This window comes from Myxococcus sp. CA033 (assembly GCF_013336625.1).
Taxonomy (GTDB): Bacteria; Myxococcota; Myxococcia; order Myxococcales; family Myxococcaceae; genus Myxococcus; species Myxococcus llanfairpwllgwyngyllgogerychwyrndrobwllllantysiliogogogochensis.
The window spans coordinates 241,694-262,794 of record NZ_JABUMU010000009.1 but is presented as its reverse complement, the minus strand read 5'-3'; the positions used below and the strand labels follow the sequence as shown (position 1 = coordinate 262,794).

Annotated in this window: 15 protein-coding genes; 11 read left to right on the top strand and 4 right to left on the bottom strand. The window is 65.9% G+C overall.

Annotated features, from left to right (window positions below; all coding sequences use genetic code 11):
- Positions 1-94 precede the first annotated feature (94 nt).
- The 3 genes from HUA78_RS23155 to HUA78_RS23145 all read left to right on the top strand — a co-directional run bounded on the left by HUA78_RS23155 (position 95) and on the right by HUA78_RS23145 (position 4,995).
- Complete coding sequence (locus tag HUA78_RS23155) at positions 95-1,696, top strand: putative metal-binding motif-containing protein (RefSeq protein WP_174458204.1); 1,602 nt, start codon at positions 95-97, stop codon at positions 1,694-1,696.
- A gap of 142 nt (positions 1,697-1,838) precedes the next feature.
- On the top strand, positions 1,839-3,362 hold the full coding sequence (locus tag HUA78_RS23150) for a putative metal-binding motif-containing protein (protein ID WP_174477164.1): 1,524 nt from the start codon (positions 1,839-1,841) through the stop codon (positions 3,360-3,362).
- Between the two features lie 148 nt (positions 3,363-3,510).
- Complete coding sequence (locus HUA78_RS23145) at positions 3,511-4,995, top strand: putative metal-binding motif-containing protein (protein ID WP_174477163.1); 1,485 nt, start codon at positions 3,511-3,513, stop codon at positions 4,993-4,995.
- A gap of 28 nt (positions 4,996-5,023) precedes the next feature.
- Here the strand turns inward: HUA78_RS23145 and HUA78_RS23140 are convergent, their stop codons facing one another.
- Complete coding sequence (locus tag HUA78_RS23140; RefSeq protein ID WP_174458207.1) at positions 5,024-5,821, bottom strand: ABC transporter ATP-binding protein; 798 nt, start codon at positions 5,819-5,821, stop codon at positions 5,024-5,026.
- Positions 5,822-6,131: 310 nt separating this feature from the next.
- On the opposite strand from HUA78_RS23140, the gene HUA78_RS23135 reads away from it, so the two are divergent.
- Positions 6,132-6,899 carry a polysaccharide lyase gene (locus HUA78_RS23135; RefSeq protein ID WP_141643053.1) on the top strand — a complete coding sequence of 256 codons (768 nt, stop codon included), beginning with the start codon at positions 6,132-6,134 and terminating at the stop codon, positions 6,897-6,899.
- A gap of 129 nt (positions 6,900-7,028) precedes the next feature.
- Here HUA78_RS23135 and HUA78_RS23130 read toward each other — a convergent pair whose 3' ends face one another.
- The gene (locus HUA78_RS23130) at positions 7,029-7,616 is read right to left on the bottom strand and encodes a GAF domain-containing protein (protein WP_141643054.1); all 588 of its coding nucleotides are present in this window, start codon (positions 7,614-7,616) and stop codon (positions 7,029-7,031) included.
- A 164-nt stretch (positions 7,617-7,780) separates the two neighbouring features.
- Here HUA78_RS23130 and HUA78_RS23125 point away from each other — a divergent pair, with 164 nt between their 5' ends.
- The gene (locus HUA78_RS23125) at positions 7,781-9,292 is read left to right on the top strand and encodes a hypothetical protein (protein ID WP_174467173.1); all 1,512 of its coding nucleotides are present in this window, start codon (positions 7,781-7,783) and stop codon (positions 9,290-9,292) included.
- A 107-nt stretch (positions 9,293-9,399) separates the two neighbouring features.
- Positions 9,400-11,577, top strand: coding sequence for a M4 family metallopeptidase (locus HUA78_RS23120; protein WP_174460515.1), 2,178 nt, complete (start codon positions 9,400-9,402; stop codon positions 11,575-11,577).
- A 120-nt stretch (positions 11,578-11,697) separates the two neighbouring features.
- Here HUA78_RS23120 and HUA78_RS23115 read toward each other — a convergent pair whose 3' ends face one another.
- Entirely contained in the window at positions 11,698-13,071 is a 1,374-nt protein-coding gene (locus HUA78_RS23115) for a hypothetical protein (protein WP_174467174.1), read from the bottom strand.
- Between the two features lie 598 nt (positions 13,072-13,669).
- Here HUA78_RS23115 and HUA78_RS23110 point away from each other — a divergent pair.
- From HUA78_RS23110 to HUA78_RS46590, 5 genes are read left to right on the top strand one after another with little or no spacing between them, the layout of a single operon-like run.
- A complete protein-coding gene (locus tag HUA78_RS23110; RefSeq protein ID WP_174477162.1) occupies positions 13,670-14,965 on the top strand; it encodes a TIGR02270 family protein in 1,296 nt (431 codons plus the stop codon).
- Between the two features lie 50 nt (positions 14,966-15,015).
- Positions 15,016-16,020, top strand: coding sequence for a DUF2169 domain-containing protein (locus tag HUA78_RS23105; RefSeq protein ID WP_174477161.1), 1,005 nt, complete (start codon positions 15,016-15,018; stop codon positions 16,018-16,020).
- A 46-nt stretch (positions 16,021-16,066) separates the two neighbouring features.
- The gene (locus HUA78_RS23100) at positions 16,067-17,104 is read left to right on the top strand and encodes a hypothetical protein (RefSeq protein WP_371745643.1); all 1,038 of its coding nucleotides are present in this window, start codon (positions 16,067-16,069) and stop codon (positions 17,102-17,104) included.
- Complete coding sequence (locus tag HUA78_RS23095; protein WP_174477160.1) at positions 17,101-18,354, top strand: PAAR-like domain-containing protein; 1,254 nt, start codon at positions 17,101-17,103, stop codon at positions 18,352-18,354. Before HUA78_RS23100 ends, HUA78_RS23095 begins: the two co-directional genes overlap by 4 nt.
- 14 nt (positions 18,355-18,368) lie before the next feature.
- Positions 18,369-19,094 (top strand): hypothetical protein, encoded by a 726-nt coding sequence (locus HUA78_RS46590; protein WP_254623848.1) that lies wholly within the window; start codon positions 18,369-18,371, stop codon positions 19,092-19,094.
- 189 nt (positions 19,095-19,283) lie between these two features.
- Here HUA78_RS46590 and HUA78_RS23085 read toward each other — a convergent pair whose 3' ends face one another.
- Positions 19,284-20,870 carry a hypothetical protein gene (locus HUA78_RS23085; RefSeq protein WP_174477159.1) on the bottom strand — a complete coding sequence of 529 codons (1,587 nt, stop codon included), beginning with the start codon at positions 20,868-20,870 and terminating at the stop codon, positions 19,284-19,286.
- Positions 20,871-21,101: the final 231 nt, after the last annotated feature.

Below are 21,101 nucleotides of genomic sequence, written 5' to 3'. Positions count from 1 at the left end.
GCGCCTCGTGGAATAGTTGCGTGAGGAAAGGATTCCGCGGGGCGCGTGTCTGGGTCTTGGGACGCCAGGAGTTGGCTGTGCCATCCTGTGCGGCATGCAAGCAAAGCATGTTCATGCGGGGATGGGGCTCCTGCTGCTGGTGATGGCGGCGGCGTGTGGCTCCTCGAGTTCGAAGGATGAAGGGAAGCGGGACTCTGGGCCGGGCGTGGTGGAGGACGGAGGGGGAGATGGTGGCCACCGCGAGGATGGAGGAGAGACCTTCACCGACGGTGGACTGGATGGTGGCGGGGGAGGGGATGGTGGCACTCCCGAGCCAGACGCTGGCACCCCCGAGTCGGATGGCGGTGTGGAGCCGCTGGCATGTGAGAAGACGCGCGGCGTCTGCGCGGGGGCCAGGCGGGCGTGGGTGGACGGTGCCTATGAGGCGGTGTGTACCGGGCGCTCGTATGGCGCGGACTATGAAGACGTGTCCGAGACGCGCTGCGATGGACTCGACAACGATTGCGATGGCGTGACGGACCCTCCGAGTTGGTCGCGCGTCACGAGTCTGGAGACGGCGTTCGGGCGCGTCTCCAGTCTGAAGACGGACAGCGGCGTGTTCGTGAGCATTGGTGACAGCAACAGGGTCCTCATCCTGAGGTTGAACTCGGAGCTGGCCATCCAGGGGACGGCGAGCGTGTCGATGCCGTGGATTCGGACGGAAGCCCCTGAAGGGAGTCTCCAGAACGCGCAGCTCGTGCGCACGCAGACGGGCTTGGCGCTGCACTACGCCACCGTGGCGCGCAATGGGTCGGCACCCCTCCGGGCTTACCTTGTTCCACTCGACGCCCGGGGCGCGCCGACACCGCTGCCCGAGGGAGGGTTGGTGGAGTACCCACTGCTCGACAGGGAGTTCGACAGTGGGAGCACTCGTGCGGCGACGTCCGTCGCGGATGGCCGGGTGGTGGTCATCTGGCGCGCGGGTTCCGCGCAGTCCCCGCCGATACAGGTGATGGGGACGGTGACGGATGCGCAGGGGCAGGTGCTCACGGCGCCCAAGGTGCTCTTCACGAGCGTGGGGGACGTCACGCAGAAGCTGGCGAATGTCCTGTGGCTGCGCAATGGGGAGATTCTGGTCGCCATGAGTGATGAGAAGTCGGGGCTCGCGGGCGACACGGTGCGCCTGCGTCGCTTCGATGCCAACCTGGACCCGGTGGGCGACGAGCGCTCCTTTGAAACCCCCTATGCGGCGATGCCCTTGCTGGTGGACCTGGGCTCCGCGCGCGGTGGGCCCCTGGCGTCGCCCGTGCTCATCCTGCGAGTGGGGACGGCGCGCGTGATTCAGGTGGTCCAGAATCTCTTCGGTGGAGGGGTACCGGAGACGTGGGCGGAAGCCCCCTCCCCGGCTGAGGTGCTCTGGTACGGCGCCCTCGCGGACGAAGGAGTGCTCCGCCTGGGATGGATTGCTGAGTTCAAGGACCATCAGGCGCCGCCGCCGGGAGGTGTTGACTATCTCGGGTGGAATGGGCGGCTATGGACCTTGGACGAGGGGCAGGCCGCGGTGGACCGGTCTCCGGGCTCCGAATACCTGCCACTGCATCGGTATGCGCAGTGGGTCCTGATGGAGAAGCTCGCGCCCCGCCGCGTGGGGGCCATGTACATGACGACCACGCTGGACGGCAGCTACCTGGACTCGGTGCGCTACTGCACGCCGTGAACCTCATGGGCTCTATCTGGGTTTGTTGAAGGGGCCGTGAGTTCATTCCCCGCGAGGCAGGTTCGCTCGCTCCTCGCGGGGGTTCTGGTGAGAAACATTTGTTAGGGGTCGCGGATGGCGATTCCGTGCCACGGTATGAGACATGACAGCAAAGTGGCTTTCGGCGGGAGTGGGACTCCTGCTGGTGGTGGCGTCGTCGGGGTGTGAGTCCTCGGGCGCAAAGGACGCGCCGGTGCCGGACTCGGGGACGGTGGAGGACGGGGGGCCGGGTGGTGAGGATGCTGGCTCGGACGCAGGCGTGGACCCGCTGGCCTGTGAGAAGCAACAGGGCGTCTGCGCGGGAGCCAGGCGCGCGTGGGTGGACGGCGCCTATGAGCAGGAGTGTACCGGGCGCTCGTACGGCACCGACTTCGAAGCCGCCGAGACGCGCTGCGATGGGCTCGACAATGACTGTGATGGCGTGACGGACCCCGAGGTCCGGTCTCGCGTCACGAGCCTGGAGGCGGGGTTGTTCGCGGGGTACGCGTCGAGCCTCCAGACAGAGCATGGCGTTTTCATGGCCGTGGGCAGCCCCGATGATGTCCGCATCCTGCGGCTGGATTCGAAGCTGGTCCTCCAGGCCACGACCCGCGTGCCGATGCCGTGGGTGCGGACGGGAGGAACCCCTGAGGCGCTCCAGCGCACTCAGCTCATGCGCACCGCGAATGGACTCGCGCTGTACTACTCCACCGTGGCGCGCAACGCGGGGGCACCGCTCCGTGCCTATCTCGTTCCGCTCGATGACCTGGGCGCGCCGATACCGCTGCCCGAGGGTGGACTGGTGGAGTACCCGCTCCTCGACAGGCCGCTCGACCAGGAGTCCACGCGTGTGGCGACTTCTCCCTCGGGTGACCGGCTGGTGATTCTCTGGATCGCGGGTTCCGCGCAGACCTCGTCGATGGAGGTGATGGGGACGGTGACAGATGTCGAGGGTCACGTGCTCTCCGCGCCCAAGGTGCTCTTCAAGAAGGTGGCGAACATCAGCCCACGACTCGGGAGTGTCATCTGGCTGCGCAATGGAGAGGTGCTCGCCGCCATGGTGGATGTGCGGCATGGGAATCTGGGGGAGGCCGTGCGACTGCGCCGCTTCGACGCGAACCTGGACCCGATAGGTGAGGAGCGGTCATTTGAAACGTCTGCATATTTCCCGGCGACTCCCTTGCTGGTGGACCTGGGGGCCGCGCGGGGAGGACCCCTGGAGTCGCCCGTCCTGGTGATGCGCATGGCTGGCGCACCCGATTGGATTCGCAGGATTCAGGTGGTCCAGAACCTCTTCCACGGAGGAGTCCCGGAGGACTGGGTTACAACTCCTAAGCCCCATGTCGCCTGGTTCGGTGCGTTCGCGGATGAAGGGGTGCTGCGGCTGGCATGGCTCTCCTCGTTCAAGGATTTCAGTGCGCCGTCGCCGGGAGGGAACATCAATATCGGGTGGAGTGGGCGCCTGGGGACGCTGGACGAGGGGCACTCTCAGGTGGAGCGGTTCGCGGAGTCCGAACCCCTGCCGCTGCACGGCTCTTCGCAGTGGGTCCTGATGGAGAAGCTCGAGCCCCGGCGCATGGGAGCCCTGTACATGACGGCCACCACGGACGGTGTCTCGTTGGATGCCGTGCGCTACTGCACGCCGTGAAGCGGACGAGCCCGGACCCTGTCTGGGTTCGCCGCACCGTCAGTGAGATTGTTCCTCGTGAGGAGTCTGTCGCGCTCCTCTCGATGATGCTTGTCGGGACTCGACTGTTGTTGGCCGCGAAGGGATGCTCCGTGCCACTGTATGAGTCATGACAGCAAAGTGGCTTCAGGCGGGAGTGGGGCTCCTGCTGGTGGTGGTGGCGTCGGGGTGCGAGTCCTCGGGCGCGAAGGACGAGCCGGTGCCGGACTCGGGGACGGTGGAGGACGGAGGAGCGGAGCCGAGCGCCTGTGAGAAGCAACAGGGCGTCTGCGCGGGGGCGACTCGGGCGTGGGTGGATGGGGCCTACGAACCGGAGTGTACGGCGCGCTCGTACGGTGCGGACTACGAAGCGGCGGAGACGCGCTGCGACGGGCTCGACAATGACTGTGATGGAGTGACGGACCCTCCGAGCTGGTCTCGCGTGACACGCCTCACTCAGCCGCTGAACGGGGCCACTGTCGCGAGCCTCCGAACGGACAGCGGAGTCCTCGTGGCGGTGACCGAGTCGCTCGATGAGGTTCGTATCCTGCGGTTGGACTCGAAGCTGGTGCTTCAGGGTTCCTCAACGGTCCCGAGTCCATGGGCTCGCACTGGCGAGCCGCCGGGAGCCTCCTACGACGTTCGACTCGTAGACACGAAGGATGGGCCCGCGCTGTATTACGCCACGGGGTCGAGGACCTCAGGCCCACCGCTTCGGGCATACCTCGTGCCGCTCGACAGCTCGGGCGCGCCGCAATCGCAGCCCGAGGGCGGCGCGGTGGACTCCCTGGTCTTGGACAGGCCGCTCGATTCCGGGAGCGCCCGGATGGCCATGTCGCAGGACGGGGAGCGGCTGATGGTGGTCTGGCGCTCGAGTCCTGGGCCCGACCTGCCAGCTCAATTGCTGGGAACAGTGACGGATGTGCACGGACAGGTGCTCACGGCTCCCAAGGCACTCTTCACGCTCCCCGCGGATTCCAATTCACATGCCGAGAGCATTCCCTGGCTGCGCAATGGTGACGTGGTGGTGGTCACGACGGAGCAGTTGCCGCCGGCCATGGGCGATACCGTGCGACTGCGGCGCTTCGATTCGAACCTGGAGCTCCTCGGAGACGAGCGCACCTTCACGACCAACAACGGGTCGATGCCCGTGTTGGTGGACCTGGGCGCCACACGCGGTGGCCCCCTGGAGTCACCCGTGCTGGTCCTGCGAAATCGCAATCCACCGGACTGGCGCCACGAGATTCAGGTCGTGCGAAATCTGTTCGGAGGCGGAGTTCCAGAGTTCCTCGCGGAGGCCGCTATCGCGCCGGAGATCGCCTATTTCAATGCCTTCGTGGACGAGGGCGCGTTGCGACTGGCCTGGCTTGCCGTGTCCAAGGACACCTCGGCGCCCTCGGATGGCTCCATGCTCGGAACCCAGGGGCGGCTGTGGACGCAAGACGAGGGACACGCGCCCGCGGACAGGAGTCCTGGTCCCGAGCGGTTGCCACTGCACGCCTATGCGCAGTGGGTCCTGATGGAGAAGCTGGAGCCCCGTCGCATGGGCGCGCTCTACATGACGTCCACGCAGGAAGGCAGCTCGCTGGACGCCGTGCGCTACTGCACGCCCTGATTCGCGACGCGCGCCGTCCGAGGGGACTTCAGCCCTCGGCGGCGCGGACGCGCTGGGAGCGGCGTCGGAGGTAGTTGTTGAGGAACGCTTTCACGGCGGGGTGTTGGGATTCGCGGAAGGAGTCGGGCGGGCCGTACTCGACGACGCGGCCCTCGTGCATCAGCGCCAGGTGGTCCGCCATGCCGAAGGCAGAGGCCACGTCCGGCGTAATCACCAGCGAGGTGGCGCCGAGCTGCTGCTTGCCGGTGAAGATGATTTCGTTGACGGAGGCCGTGGTGAGCGGGTCCAGACCGGCCGTGGGGTCGTCGTAGAGGAGGATTTTCGGCTGGAGGATGGCGGCGCGCGCGAAGCCCACGCGCTTCTGCATGCCGCCGGAGAGCTCGCCCGGAAAGCGCGTCGTGGCGTGGGACAGCCCCACCATGGCGAGCGTCTTGTCCACCGTCTGGCGAATCTCGTCCTCGGACATCTGCGTCCGCTCGCGCAGCGGAAAGGCCACGTTGTCGTAGACGTTGAACGAGTCGAACAGGGCATTGGCCTGGAAGAGGACGCCCTGCTGGCGGCGCAGCTGGTTCAGCGCCTTCTCGTCCAACTCGGCCACTTCCTCGCCGTTGACCTTCACCGACCCCCGGTCCGGCTTCATCAGCCCCATCAGGTGCTTCATCAGCACGGACTTGCCGGAGCCGGACACGCCCATCAGCACGCAGGTGGTGCCCTCGGGCACGACGAGATTCGCCCCGCGCAGCGCCGCGTTGTCACCGAAGGACTTGTGGAGGTCCTTCACCTCGATGGCCAGCTTCGCCGCCACCTGACTGCCCGATTCGCTCATCGCTCCTCACCATAGTGCGGGCCCCGCCGCTCCGCCCCTCCCAAGACGCGAACCCGCGGCATCCCACCACCGAGCGGCACCTCGCCCCCTCGCTCGGCACCTCGCCACCTGGCCCCCACGTCCCTCGACGAAACCACCAGTCGGCCTGGATAAATGCCGCCACCCGGTGGGGCCCGCGCCGCGCTTCGGCGCCCGAGCGCTCGAAAGGAAACGTCCCCTTCACCTCGGCATGCACTGTCTTGTTTTCCTGGTTAAGAGGACTTCGGGGTCAGGCCGTGGGCGGGCCCCGAACCCCTCACCCCCGAGCACAATGAAAACCAAGAGACTGGGTGTTGTTGCCGGTGCCACGTTGTTGGCGTTTGGGCTGGTCGCCGAGGCGGCGTCCCTCTTCCGCAACACGGGCACGTTGTCTGGCTGGAACTCCATCAGCCGGGAGCACCGAGGTTCGGTGAACGAGGTGACGAACGTCACCTACGAGGGGCCGACGGGCCTCAAGATGACGCAGATCTACGATGCGGCCTACGGCGGCCGGTACCACTCGGAGGTGATGCGAAGCAACGTGTACCGCCGAGGGGACACGGGCTTCTACGGCTTCGCGTTCCGGCTGCAGGCGGATTGGCAGTTCCAGCCGCAGTCGTACAACATCGCGCAGTTCATCGCGGACTTCTCCGACACGGGCTGCGACGATTACATGCCGTCGAGCATGGTGTGGATTTCGGGCAACCAGCTCTTCACTCGGGTGAAGCAGGGCACCATCTGCAATCAGAAGACGGTGACGTTCGGCAATCTGGCCACGGTGACGGCGGGGGAGTGGCACAAGATTGTGATTCAGGCGAAGTGGGCCACGGACGGGACGGGCTTCTACAAGCTGTGGTTCGACGGGACGAAGGTCCTGGAGCAGTACAACCTGAACACGACGATAGCGGACGACCGCTACTTCCAGTTCCGGGTCGGGCTGTATGCCAATGGCTGGTACGACAACGGATACATGCAAGGCAGCCAGGGGACACGGAGCATCTGGTTCGACGAGATTGGCGTGGGGACCACCTTCGCCGACGCCGACCCCGCGCAGTGGTAGAGAGGCAGTGCGCTCAGCGGGCCTGACTCGAGCAGGCCCGCTGTGAGGTGGGCCCTCCAGACATGTCCCTGTCGAAGGAAGACGTGAAGGAGGCTCAGCGCCTAGCGCGTCTTCCCGGGCGTCTCCACCTCAGGACGTCGTGCTCGCGCAGCGCTCGATGATGGCGCGAAGCTGTGTCTGCACGCCGCTGAGCGCGCTGCGAAGTCGCGCATGTCTCAGCGAGCCGGCCAGCGCATTGGACAGGGCCTGAAGCACCGCGCTCTCGGCCGTGGGCCACGCGCGCTCCGTCCGGCAGTCGTCGAAGCCCACGAAGCCCCACCACTCGCCGCCCAGCGTGATGGGACACACCAGCAGCGAGCGGATGTCCTGGCTCTCCAGCAACTCGCGCGCGGGGGACGCGAAGTCGCGGGGATGGCCCTTCACCACCTGGCCCGAGGACAGCGGCGGCACCCAGGACGGCAGCACCTCGTCATACGGCACGTTCTGTAGCTCGGGGTTGTCGAGCTGCGCGGAGGTCGAGGCCGCGGTCCACTCGTATCGCTGACTGCACAAGAGCTTCCCATCGGCGGCCTTGCTGTTCTCGAAGATATAGACACGGTCGACGTCGAGCGCGACACCCACTTGTCCAAGCGCCTCCGAGACGTTCTGGGGCTCGAAGCCCTTGTCCAACAACAACTGCGACACATTCATGATGGCGGCGTACGCCTTCGAGGCCATGAGGGGGAACTCCAGGTGGGGGACGGGCCTGTCGCGCCGGGGGGAGCGCGAAGAAGAAGCGTCGCATGGCACGACACCCTCGGGTCAAGCCATGCTCCTGGACGTACCAGGTCCATACGCTCCGTTGCTTCCGAGCCGCCCGCGTCATTTTTCCCGAGGAGACCATGCCCCTTCATCCCCGCACCTTTTCCCAGACGTGGGCCCGCGCACTGGCCACAACCCTGTCACTCGCGAGCCTCACCGGCTGCGGCCCGGAGCACGCCACCTCCGCGCCCACTGTCACCACCACGTCCGCTTCGCTCATTCCCCTCCAGGGAGATACCTCCTGTGTCTGGGGAAGCCCGGACTGCAACCTCTGCGTCCCCGACGTGCCCGCGCGCTTCAATGAACTCAGGGACCATGGCGAGGTGCTTGGCTTCCGCCCCGGCTCGTTCAACTTCAACGTGGCCTATCCCGGTGACAATCACTGGCAGGGAATTCAACGCCTGTCACTCGGCTCCGGGCGCTACCTCGTGGTGTCCAAGCGAGACGGCAACACCAACGGCAACGTGGGCCACGTCGTCCACCTCCCCTCGCGCAACGGTGAAGGACTGCGCCTTCGCTCCAACCGCCTGTCCCCCTCCATCTCCCAACCCGAGGACACTGCGCCACCGCTCGAGGACCGCGCGGTGACGGCGCTCCCCGTGCTCAATGGCTACGCCCACGGCGGAGGCATGCAGGCGGTGGGCAACATCCTCGCGCTCCCCATGGAGCAGGGCCCTGGCGCCGGCCGCGTCGCGCTGTATGACTTCAACCAGGGCCTGTCCCCCGAGCCCTTCGCCTTCATCCCCGGCGCCTCCGCGAACGCGGGGACGGCCTCGCTGACGCGCCTGTCCGACCGGCGCTACCTGCTGCTGCTCGGCCAGTACGACGCGAAGGTGCTCGAGGTCTTCCTCTCCACCTCCACGGACCTCCGCTCGCCGACGAACGCGTGGACGCGCGTGGACCAGTGGGCACGCGAGGAGCTGGCCTCCGATACCTGGGGCCCCTTCCAGAACCTCAACTTCGTCACCGACTGTCAGAACGGTCAGCTCTACCTGGTGGGCACGCTGCTCGGCGGCCTGCGCTGGGGCCCCGTCAGCGACGACTACGCCCACCTCTACCGGGTGAGTCTGGACGGCCACCTGCGCCTGGAGCACGTCGCGGCGAAACACCTGTATTGCAGCAACGACGGCGCGCGGCAGTGCAACCTCGACGCGGCCGGCGGAGTCTTCGTGGGCGCGGACCGCAAGCTCATCCTCTACGCCACCGAGCACGCCGATGACGGCCCCTCGGGCTCCGTGAAGATGGTGGAATTCCGGAACATCTGGGCGAACGACGGGTGTGGCGCGAACCTCGCGAGCGCCTTCGTCGATTTCTACGACGACTCCGACTTCAGCGACCGGGGGTTCATCTTCGATTTCGCGGACCGGGGCGCGAAGAACTGGGCCCGTTTCCACGACATCGACGGGCTCAACGACAAGGTCTCCGCCGTGCGCTGGTGCCTCCCGCCCGGACACCGCGTGCGGCTCCACGCCGACTCCAACTACAGCGGCAAGACTCAGGACCTCATCGGAGACGGTTCACTCCGAGAAGTGAATCTCAATTCCTGGGGATTTGGAGACAAGGTCTCCTCCGCGCGCTGGCTCGCGGACTGAAATATTCAGACACATGGCTCCAGGGGGTGGAGTGGAAATCAGCAGGGAACTTCCTGATACATTCTGGCGATAACTCTTTAGCCACCTCGTACGGAGTTCTGAGACCCATGAGCATTCGCCGCACTGATGGTTCGAAGCCGACGGTCCTCCCCACCATTTCCGCTGAGGCTCAGCCGAAGAACACCGCGAAGACCCGGACGGCTCCGAACGTCATCAAGGACGGCTTCGGTCCCGCGGCGAAGACCACCGACCTGGCGCGCGCCGAGCAGACGCTGAAGCCGCTGCCGGCTCCCGTGGGCCGCCTGTCGCTGGAGAGCAAGGAGGCGCAGTCCGCCATCCAGACTTCGCTGGAGCACCTCACCCCGGCCACCAGCAAGCCCGCGACGCAGGGGCTCCGGGGCGGCATCCAGTACCCGGCCTTCGTCCCGAAGAACGTGGAGCGCGACGAGCTGGGGATGACGCACGTGCGCCTGGACCGGCAGCACGAGGGCGTGAAGGTGTATGCCGAGCAGGTGGTGTCTCACCTCGGCAAGGACGGCAAGGTGAGCAGCGTCACCGGTGACCAGTCCACGATTCCCGCCGGCCTGGGCACGCAGAAGCCCCAGCTGTCCCACGCGCAGGTGCTGGACATCGCGCTGAAGGACTTCGCGGGCAAGCCGGACCGTCAGCCGAACTCCGAGCGCGTCATCTACAAGGACCCGTCCGGTGAGTACCGCTCCGCGTACCGCGTCGAGGTCGCCAATGTGAATGGCACCGACAACCCGCGCCGGATGAACTACCTGGTCGACGCGAACACCGGCAAGATTTACGAGAAGTTCAACACCATCGACGGCTTCAAGAACTGCCCCTGCGCCACGCACGGCACGGGTGACGCCGCGGCCACCAAGGGCACCAAGGGCGCCGCCGCCACGCCGCCCGCGGACGTGAAGGTCTCCACCTCGCCGAACGCGGCCATCAAGGACAACAGCACCGTCACCTCCAAGGTGAAGGTGGCCGACGACGTCACCGTCGACAAGCTCAAGCTGTCGCTGGACATCAGCCACACGTACAAGGGCGACCTGACCGTCACGCTGACGAGCCCCTCTGGCAAGAGCGCCGCGGTGCACAACCGCACCGGTGGCAGCACCGACAACGTGAAGGGTGACTTCGACCTGAGCGTCTTCGCCGGCGAGACGGCCAAGGGCGAGTGGACGCTGACGGTGAAGGACAACGCGAAGGGCGACAAGGGCAAGCTCAACAACTGGGGCCTGTCGATTTCGCCCAAGGCCACCCAGCCGCCCACGGAGCCCCCCACCGAGCCGCCCGCGCCCGGCACGGCGGATGACACCTCGCTCTACAGCGGCAAGGTGGACCTGAAGACGAAGCAGAACGCGGACGGGACGTACTCGCTGGAAGACACCACGCGCGGCAAGGGCGTGTCGACGTACGACGCGAAGAACCAGGAAGAGGCCAGCGGCACCACGCCCTTCAAGGACGACAACAACGTCTGGGGCGAGGCGACGGACCCGAAGCGCAACCAGGCCGCCGTGGACGCGCACTACGGCGCGGCGATGACGTACGACTTCCTCAAGGACGTGCTCGGCCGCGACTCCATCGACGGCAAGGGCGAGAAGCTCGTCAACTACGTGCACGTGAGCGAGAACTACGTCAACGCGTACTGGGACGGCGAGAAGATGAGCTACGGCGACGGCGACGGCGTGGACTCCGGTCCGCTCACCGCGCTGGATATCGCGGGCCATGAAATCGCCCACGGCCTCACCGAGCGCACCGCCGGTCTGGTCTACCGCGGCGAGTCCGGTGGTCTGAACGAGGCCATGAGCGACATCATGGGCGCCGGCGTGGAGTGGTACGCGTCCACGAAGAACTCCGCGGTGAAGTTCAACTGGACGGTGGGCGAGACGGCCTGGACGCCGACCAACGGCGACGACACGGACGGCCTGCGCTACATGGACGACCCCACGAAGGACGGGTACTCCATCGACAACTACAAGGACTACCCGAAGCAGACGGAGGTGCACGGCTCCAGCGGTATCGCCAACAACGCCTTCTACCTGCTGGCCAACGGCGGGACGAACCGCACGTCCAAGCTCGAGGTGAAGGACGGCGTCGGCATGGACAAGGGCCTGAAGATTTACTACCGCGCCCTGGCCCACTACATGACGCCGAGCACCACGTTCGCCCAGGCCCGCACCGCCACCATCCAGGCGGCCACGGACCTCTACGGCGCGGACTCCACCGAGGTGGCGAAGGTGAAGGAGAGCTGGACCGCCGTCGGTGTGAAGTAGCCCTGACGTTCAGGACCCGGGCGCGAGGTTGACTTCGCGCCCGGGGGACTGACGCAGCGGCGGCGACGGGAGGGGCGCCGCCGCGCCGGTCCGTTTCAATCCGCTACACGGAGTCGTGGGTCACAGCCGGCACAGCGTTCCGGCCGTCGTGTTGCCGTTGCAGCCGCCGAAGTAGTGGTCGGGGGTGTTGGTCTGGTAGCCGCAGTGTGTCCAGTTGCACTGGTTGCCCAGGGCATCCGTCCCAGCCGGCGTGCACAAGCGCATGGGCTGGTTCGCGTTGCAGGCCGTGCCGGACGTGGTCGACACCGCGCAAGCGGACGAGCCCGTGCCCAGATAGCGCAGGTTGTCGCTGGTCCAGTAGTTGTACCGAGGGGCCGCGAGGCCATGCTGACTGGTCCAGGTGCTCGCGGTGCTCGCCGTCCAGCCCGGGGCGCACAGTTGATTGCGATTGGGCCACGTCACCACGCCCGAACAGCCCACGAGGTTGCTCGTGAGGACCTGCTCGACGGAGCCATCGGCGCAGCCCCGCGTCGGCACGCAGAGCGCACCCGCCGTGGGGTTGCCCGCGCAGCCGCCAAAGTATTGGTTGGGCGGAGGAAGCGCGCCGTACCCGCAGTTGACCCAGTTGCACGTGTTGCCTTCGGCGTCGGTGCCCGTGGACCGGCACACGCGCATCGGCTGTCCGGCGGGGCACGCGCTCCCCACCGTCGCGCTCACGTAGCACGCCGCCGCCGAGCCGGTGTACTTGAGGTCGTCGTTGGTCCAGTAGTGGTGCGTGGGCACGCTCGTGCCATGGAGGCCGACCCACTCGGCGGAGGTGGCCACCCGGTACCCGGGGGCGCACAGCGCGGCGCGACCCGCCCAGTTCGTACTCCCGGCACACCCCACCATGCCGTTGGAGAACGTCTGCTCGACGGAACCATCCGCGCATCCCCGAGGAACGCAGAGCGTGCCCGCCGTGGTGTTGCCCGCGCAGCCTCCGAAGAACCTGTTGGGCGTGTTCGCCAGCAAGCCGCACCCGGTCCAGTTGCAGGTATTGCCTTCCGCGTCGGTGCCGGCGGCCGTACACACGCGCATGGGCTGACCGGCGGGACAGGCGGTGCCCGTCACGTACGAGACGCTACAGGTCCCCGACACGCCGCTGTAGCGCAGGTCATCATTGGTCCAGTAGTTGTGCGCGGGCGCGAGTCCAAGGAACAGCGTGTCCCATTCCCGCGCGCTCGCGGGGCGGAAGCCAGGCGCGCAGAGCGAGGCGCGGCTGCCCCAGGTGACCTTGCCCGCGCACCCCGCCATGCCTCCCGAGAAAATCTGCTCCATGGTTCCGTCGGCACACGGAACGCCGGGAACCAGCGGTGACTCCAGGGATGACTCTTCTTGAGACACGAACTCCCCTGTCTCTTCTTCCGCTTCGATGGGCACGTTGCATGCCGTCATCCACAGCAGAGACCCCAGGGCCAGCCCCTTCACGAACACTCTGAATCCGACGCACTTCATGGACAGCCACTCCGATGCGACAAACCCGCTCCATGCGGCGCCGGCAGCCTTGTCGCCGCTGTCGCTGTATCACCAGCCCCCCGAACGAAGGGTGTCCGGGGGGCGACGGCGCGCGGGGCCCGTGTTTCATTATGGGCGGGCCGTTGGCTCAGGGGTCGAGCCGCGGGCCCTCGCCGTGCGGGGCTGAGCTATCCCCTCATTTGAAGGTTCTCCTCGGAGAACCCAAGGGCGACCGAGCGAGCAAACTTCGAGGGGAAGTCGAAATCCTCGAGGGTGGCGGCCGCAGTGAGGTTCTGCAGCCAGCCTGTGCCGGTGAATGATTGCCAAGCAGACCTTCTCCGAGGGGTGATGCTGCTGAAGGACACTGCATCAACCACCCCACGCCACCGCCGGGCATTGTTCACAAGCTGACGGCGAATGGTCATGCGAGGTTCCGTACTCGCTATTCCGTCCACGGGTTTCCCAATCCGTGGTCAGAATCGCCAATGCACTCGAAGGAATGACTCTCATGTGCCGGCCGCAAGAGCAGCATGAAATCCTTCGCACGTCCAGGTCAGCCCTTGCTGCTACGCTCGCGGAATCCAGGGGAGGGCACCACATGTTGTTGGTAGACGTGCTGGAGGAGCATCTTGACGAGGCTGAGTTTAGATGGCTGCAATGGGAGAAGTCGCTGGGCGCTCCGGACTTCACCTTGATTGAGACTGCGAGGTTGGAGGAACTCCTCCTCGCGCATCTGGATGGGCTTGTCATTGGCGCGGCCACCTCTGCCGATTCCGTGCTGCGCCCGGCCCTCGATGCAGAAGACCCCTTCCGGGTCTCCGCGGCGGCCTACTCTCTGCTTGCCCTTGGCGAGGTGGATGAGATCCTGCGGCGACTGCGTGGAGCCGAGCCCGAAGCGCGCACCGCCATTCGACGAGCACTGGAACTCAGCGAGGCCCCCGGGCTGGGTGCGCGCCTGCTTGACTTGCTGACGCGGGAAGACGCCGCCCCGCGGGCCGAGGTGTTGGAGATGCTTTCGTTCCGCCGGGAGGCACCACCCGAGGTGCTGGCGCATTATTTCGCACATGACGAGCAACGGGTGAGGGTCGCTGCCCTGCGTGCCGCAATGCCCTTACCGGAAGATGCGGCGCGAAAGCTGCTTCCCATGTTGCTGGACTCCTCCCACCCTGGCATTCGTGCGGCAGCGATGGGCGCAGGACTGACTATCGGCGTGAGGCAGGCATGGGAGGCATGCCGCGCCGCCGTGCGCGCTCACGACGAACACAGCCCCGAAGCCATGGTGCTCTTCGCCATGGGAGGCAATGAGTCGGATGTTCCCTTGCTGCTGGCGCTGCTCGACGCGGAGGACCTCCGTCCCCACGTCCTCTGGGCTCTGGGATTCAGTGGCAGGGTGTCGGCCATGGAGGTATGCCTTTCGTACATGGAAGTGCCCTACATGGCGCGACTGGCGGGGGAGTCCTTCTCGGCCATGACGGGCTTGCGGCTGGAGGGCCCCTACGCCCTCCCTGCTGGGGAGAGGCCCGAAGGGGCTGCACCGTTGGCAGAGTTCCAGGAGGATCTGGACGCGGACCTGGAGCCCAAGCCCGAGGACGACCTGCCATGGCCGAACGTGGCCGCTATCAAGGGCTGGTGGAGAGATGAAAAGAGGCGATTCGTAAAGGGCACGCGGTACCTTCACGGCCAGCCCTTTAGCGGCACCGCCCTCGTGGAGGCACTGGAAACCAGTCCCATGAGGCGCCGCCACGCCCTGGCACGCGAGCTTGCACTGCGAAGTCGGGGCACGTTGATGGTGCGGACACGGGCCTTCACGCATGTTCAGCGCGCGGAGATGGCCAAGGCCAGGGCCGCCAGCTCCCGAATCCGCATGCAATCCTTCGACAGCGGCTTGCGCTGACGACGGATTCCACGCCGCTCCTCTTCTCTGGCCACACCTCGTCATCAACCATGTGGGCACTTCAGAACAAGACACCATACGCGGCCGAGCGGACGTGGGTCCGCGACAAGGACGGCCACCACCTCTGGGTCATCGCACTCAAGGCGACTTTTGATGTCGACGACGCGGGCGGCCTGCTCCCTGTGGACGATCAGGAGCCTCTTCTGCGGGAGCCCATCTATTGGGGAGAACCTGGCTGCTCCAGCCTGCGTTACGAGGCCGAACTCGTCCCGCCCAAGCCTCACACCGACGTCCTCATCAATGCTTGTGCACACGCACCAGGGGGGCGGCCTTCGCCCAGCGTCGAGGTGGCCGCCCGCATCCACGACGTGGACAAGATGCTGGTGGTCCACGGGGAGCGCTTCTACACGCGAGGCCGGACGGGCGTGAAACCCTCGTCCCCCAAGCCGTTCATCAGCCAGCCCATTCTCTACGAGTGGGCATGGGGAGGCACCGACACACGCGACTCGGACGCGCGCAAGCATGTCAGCGACCTACGCAACCCCGTGGGCCGCGGGGTGGCCAGCAGAGCGTCTCACCGGGTGGATCAGCCCGCCCATCGCATCGAGTACTTGCGGGGAACTCCGGCGGAAATGGGCCCGGCCGGATTCGGCCCCATTGCCAGTCACTGGTCGCCGCGCCTTGAGCTGACAGGCACCTTCGACGAAGCCTGGCGGAAGACGCGACATCCACTGCTGCCGCGAGACTTCGACGAGCGCTCCGCTCTCTGTGCCCCCGTCGACCAGCGGCCTTCGCGCCGCCTCGTCGGCGGAGAGAAGGTGGCCCTTGTGCATCTTACGCCGCGAGGCTCGCTCCACTTCACGCTGCCGCGTCTGCGCTTCGGCTTCACCACTTACTTCGGCGCCTTCCGCCGCTTTCACGAGGCCACCCTGGGCTTGGTCGTCGTTGAGCCCGAGCTGAAGAAGGTGCGCATGGTTTTCCAGACAGGGTTGAGGGTCGGCCCACAGGACACCGACCGCCTCGACTTCACGGCCATTATCGAGAGGGCGGACTGACATGGGGGCAGAGGCTGTACTCGTGGCGTCGGGAGCGCGTGCGCCCGTGGGGACGACCGCGGAGAGCGTCGCGGCGGCTGTGCGTGCGGGCATCAGCCGCGTGCGGCGCCTCCAGATGCCGGAGTTGGGGCACCAGCCCGCTTCGTTCATCGCGAGGGACGGACTCTTGAACTCACAGGAATGGAGCAGTGCCGCACGCATGGCTGTAATGGGGGCAGCGGCGTTGGAAGAAGTCCTCGCCAGGCTGGCGCCTGCGCTTCCGCCGGTGAATGTCGAAGTGCCGGTGCTGGTGGGCCTCCCAGAGGAGCGCCCGGGCTGGAGGGCGGCGGATGCCTCGCGAGTCGTCGCCGCGCTCGCGGCTGTCGGGGGTGGGCACCTGCGCCCGCGGGTGGAGCCCCGGCTGACGGGCCATGCCTCGGCGCTGGAGGTGTTGCGTGAGGCGGTGACACGGGTGGGCCGCACTGCGCGCTGCCCGTTGGTGATTGTGGGGGGCATCGACAGCTACCATGATGTCCAGACGCTGACCTGGCTGCGCGAGCGCAAACAGTGGCTCGAGGCGGGGGCTCGCACGGGCTTCGCGCCTGGCGAAGCAGCTGCCTTTGTCGCGGTGATGGCCGCACCGGATGCACGACGGTGGGGGCTGGTGCCACATGCCACGGTGCGCGCCGTCGCCACGGCCCGGGAGACGCGGCTCATCCACACCAATGACCTCAACCTCGGTGATGGGCTGACCGCAGCCGTGAATGAAGCGCTCGCGCCGCTGAAGGGCACGGGTGAGATGGTGGCGTGCGTCCACGGCGACCTCAACGGCGAGCGCTACCGCTCCGAGGAGTGGGGTTTCGTCGCCCTGCGACTGGGGGCTGTTTTCCGCGACGCCTCCGTTATTCGCACACCCGTGAGCAACTGCGGCGAGGTGGGGGCTGCCACTGGAGCGCTGAACCTCGTCCTTTGCGCGCAGTCCTGGCAGCGGCGGTACGCGAGCGGCCCCCGTGCACTACTCTGGGGGAGCTCGGAAGCCGGGTTGCGCGCCGCCGCACTGCTGGAGAGGCCTCTGTCCGGAAGTGGAGAAGGTGCGAAACCATGACCAAGGTAACAGTCAACTCCCCGAGAACGCCCGTCACCAAGGGAAGCTCGGGGGTCGCGGCAGCCACGCTGCCCAACGTCTGCAAGATGCCCGGTCCGCCGGCTCCCTTCGTGCCCACCCCGTTGCCCAACATCGGCGACAGCGGAGCCTCGCCTCAGGGGTACTCGAAGACAGTCACCATCAATGGGCACTCCGTCGCCATCGCAGGCGCCAGCTTCGGCAGCAAGGGGGACATGGCCAGCAAGGGGACAGGAGGTGGGCTCATCTCCAGCAATACCCACGGTCCCACGAAGTTCATCGGCCCCGGCTCGATGAACGTCAAAATCGAAGGAAGGAATGTGCAGTTGCTGGGCGACCCCATGCTCAACAACTGCGGCCCCTCTGGCAGTCCCGCGAATGCGGCCACCATGACGGGCATCATCCAGGCTTCTGGAACCATGACCGTTATCTACGGCGACGACATTCCGTGCTCGCTCTGCGGGAAGACTCATCCGCTGGAAGCGGGCGAGGAGACGCAGACCGCCATTGCCGCCCTGTTTGAGGAAGTGCAGCAGGCTCTCGATGCCCAGAAACAGCAAATTCTCCAGCGGAGCAAGGTCGCCAAGGAGAAGAATCAAAAAGAAAAGAATCAGGCTCAGTTGGCGGCAAAGGACACTGAGGAGAACAGGCGAAAGGGGAAGGGGCTAAACCCCAGACAGAGAGAAGAGTTCGCTGCGCTGCCGGCAGAGATTTCAGCGCTAGAGGGGCAACTCAATTCGCTTGACGAATTCTTCAAAGCGAATGCCGTGCTGAGATTTAGCGGAGACGGAAGAACCTTCATGAAGGGGTACATGATTGGTGTCATGGTCTGCGAGTGCAAGGGCAAGAAGATAGCTGCCTGTTCGGGGCACGCGCCTCCGGGATTCGTAAAGGCCGTGAAGTCAGCGGGATTTGAGTGCGCCGGTCATCCCGTCAACTCTGGAGTGCCGGAGGAGAAATGGATGTGTGCCGCCAAGCAGATCATGGAGAGGAATGGTGGGCATGGTCCTCGGCAACTCATCGAGCGGCTGTACTACCCGCTCGTCGAAGGATTCAAGCCGGATAGAGGGCCTACGGTAAAGTTCACGGTTCGGATAGAGGACTTGGAGACGAAGAGACTTTCCGAACCAGAAGAGCGCGAGCAGACATTCAGTAATGGAGAAAACGTACCGTCATGCGCGGAATGCCAGAAGCGACTTCCTGCCATGTACTGTGAAAAACAGTGCCCCTAATTCAAGGATGGGCCATGAGGGAGTTTGTTGATTTTGTCGAAAAGTATCGCCCCGGATTCTCCCAAGAGATTGTCCCTGCGGATATGTTCGACATCGAAGTTCTGGAGAAGCACGCGGGCGCCCTTCCGGGCGTCTATCGTCGTTTCCTGGAGATAATGGGGGCAAGCATGGGCGACCTTGAGCTTGCCGAGGCTTCTTTCTCCATCGAGGGGGTGCTCGGTGCCTACAGCCTCCCTTGGTTGAAGAATGGCCGCTATGTCTATTTCGCCAGAGACAAGGGGTTCAATAGCTGGGACTGGTTCTTTGACCGCTCGAGCCCTCACGGGCTCGATGATTGCTTGGTTGTCAATAGGTTGTTGGAGGAGAACTATCCTCAAGGAGGTAGTCACCCGATGTATTGGGGACTGGAAGAATTCCTCTATTGCGAGGCATTCAAGGAGCTTCGCCTGCCACAGTTGCCCTTCCGGAGGAAGTTCTCATCACCAGACGATGCAGATGCCGCCGCCGCCTTCCGTTCGGGCGTGGTGAGCGCGCTGGCCGTGGAAAAGGGCTTCGAGCGTATCCCTCCTGTCGAGCACTGCGCACTGTATGAGCGAGGAGACGCCGCGCTGCTGCTCTACCGCCACCCCATTCAGCCCACCTTCTCATTCGTTCTGGGCTGCGATGACTCGGCGGAGATGGCTCAACTAGCCCAGGAGTTCGAGACACGAACGGGGCTGCGGAGCGTCGTCACGCGGTAGATGAAGGCGGCTGAACATGGTTCCTGCCTCTGCCAGCCTTTTCCAGGTGAAAAGGGGGGCGACGGCGCGCGGGGCCCGTGTTTCATTATGGGCGGGCCGTTGGCTCAGGGGTCGAGCCGCGGGCCCTCGCCGTGCGGGGTGGATTGAAACCTCGGGCTCCTGCGTGCTCGAGGTCGTCCATTCCCCTTGCTACAGCTTGCTCGGGTCGTCGACGCGGTAGTGCGACAGCCAGTAGTCGTCGGCGAAGCCCGGCAGGTCGATGTTGATCTTCTGCATGTGAATCTGTCCGCGTGCGCCGATGCGCTGGTCCGCGTCCAAATCCCACAGGTCCAGGCCCTCGAACTCGTCCGAGGAGCCGTAGGGCACGTAGTAATACGTCTGCACGAAGCCGTTCACCACGTCGACCATGTAGATGCCGGACGTCTGTCCGCCGCCGCCCACGCTGATGTACAGGTTGCCTCGCGCGGAAATCTTGCCGCCCTGAATCCAGGCGCCCACGGGGATGCTGCTCGACAGCGTCAGCGTGCGCTTGTGGGTGACGGTGACGGTGGTCCCAGACAGGCCAATGGAATACCCGCGCAGCGAGGTCGCCCCGAAGGCGTTCGTCGCCGCGTAGAACAGCCCGTCACGCGGGTTGTACGCGAGGAACGCCACGCCACCAGACCAGTTCGGCAGCGACGCGTAGCCGATGTACTGCATGCTCGTGTTGAAGACGCCCACGGCGCCGCCCTGGCTCGGTCCATCCATGGCGATGTAGAGGTAGCCATTGACGTGCACCAGGTCGCCGTAGTGCCGGAAGCCCGCGTTGTACCAGGGCGTCGGCATGTGGAAGCGCTCCGGCGGGTCGTCGTTGATGGCCGTCATCGCCTGCTTCGCGATGATTCCGTTCGTGGCCTCGTCCTTCCAGAAGTTGGTGGTGTTTCGCGTCAGGAACCAGTGCGTGGAGTTGTGGGTGATGCCCTGGATGTTGTCGGCGAAGTTCGGGTAGCTGCGGTCGGCCGGGAGGTCCCCTGCGCTGCCGATGATGTTGGGGATGGCGTAGCGGTAGCGCGCCACGAAGAGCGCGTTGGCCGTCGCGTCCAGGCCGGAGCGGTACTGCGCCGCGCCCACGCCCCACACGCACGTCCACCACCACTTGGGCAGCGTGGCGGTCTGCAGGCGCTGCCACGCGCCGCTCGCCCACTTGTCCATCCACAGCGAGCCCGTGGCCTCACCCGTCGTGGCGCAGGCCTGGTAGTACTTCTGCACGGGCCCCCAGCCGGTATGCGCCCAGCTGTAGACGCCCAGCGGGCACCAGAGTTCGTCGTACTCGGTGTTGAGGCCCTGGCAGAAGTTGGCGGACCACCAGGCGGTGTCCGGCACGGCCAGCTGACTCACGCCGTCTCCTGAAGGCCCCAGGGAGGTCTGCGCCTTGCCCTCGGGCGCCATCGCCTCGCGCACGGGCGTCTGCGCCAGGGCGGACGGCACGCGGCGGGCGGCCTCCACCAGCGCGGCGGGCGGCTCCTGGCCCCCCGACAACTTGCGGTAGATGTCCGGGATGGGCATGCCGTCGAAGGCCGCCGCGTCCGGCATCGGCGTGCCTCGCGGGCCCTTCACCACCGTGACGATGCCGTAGTCGGGCACCTCGTAGAACGTCACCGCCTGGCCGTCCGCCAGCTTCACGCTCGCCAGCCGCGTGCCCGGGTCGCTCTCCTGCTCGAAGTCCTCGTCCGTCTCCGAGCCACCACACGCCGCCAGCACGCCCACACAGCACAGCAGCCTGAACATCCGTCGCACGGTTGCAGCCTCCTGATGATTTTCCAGGAGAACGCCCCTCGTGGGTTTGCTTCGGTGCCCTTCGCTCGGGGACTTCCGCGCGAGCCCACCCGGGATGGTGCTTCACGCCTCCCAGGCGCCACACCCGCCGCGTCCTTCCTAAGTCAGACGCAAAGCGTCAATAGTAGCAAATCGAGCTAATCGTGAAAGTCACGATTGTGAAAATTCTTCGTCACGGAGGGCGCGTGACGG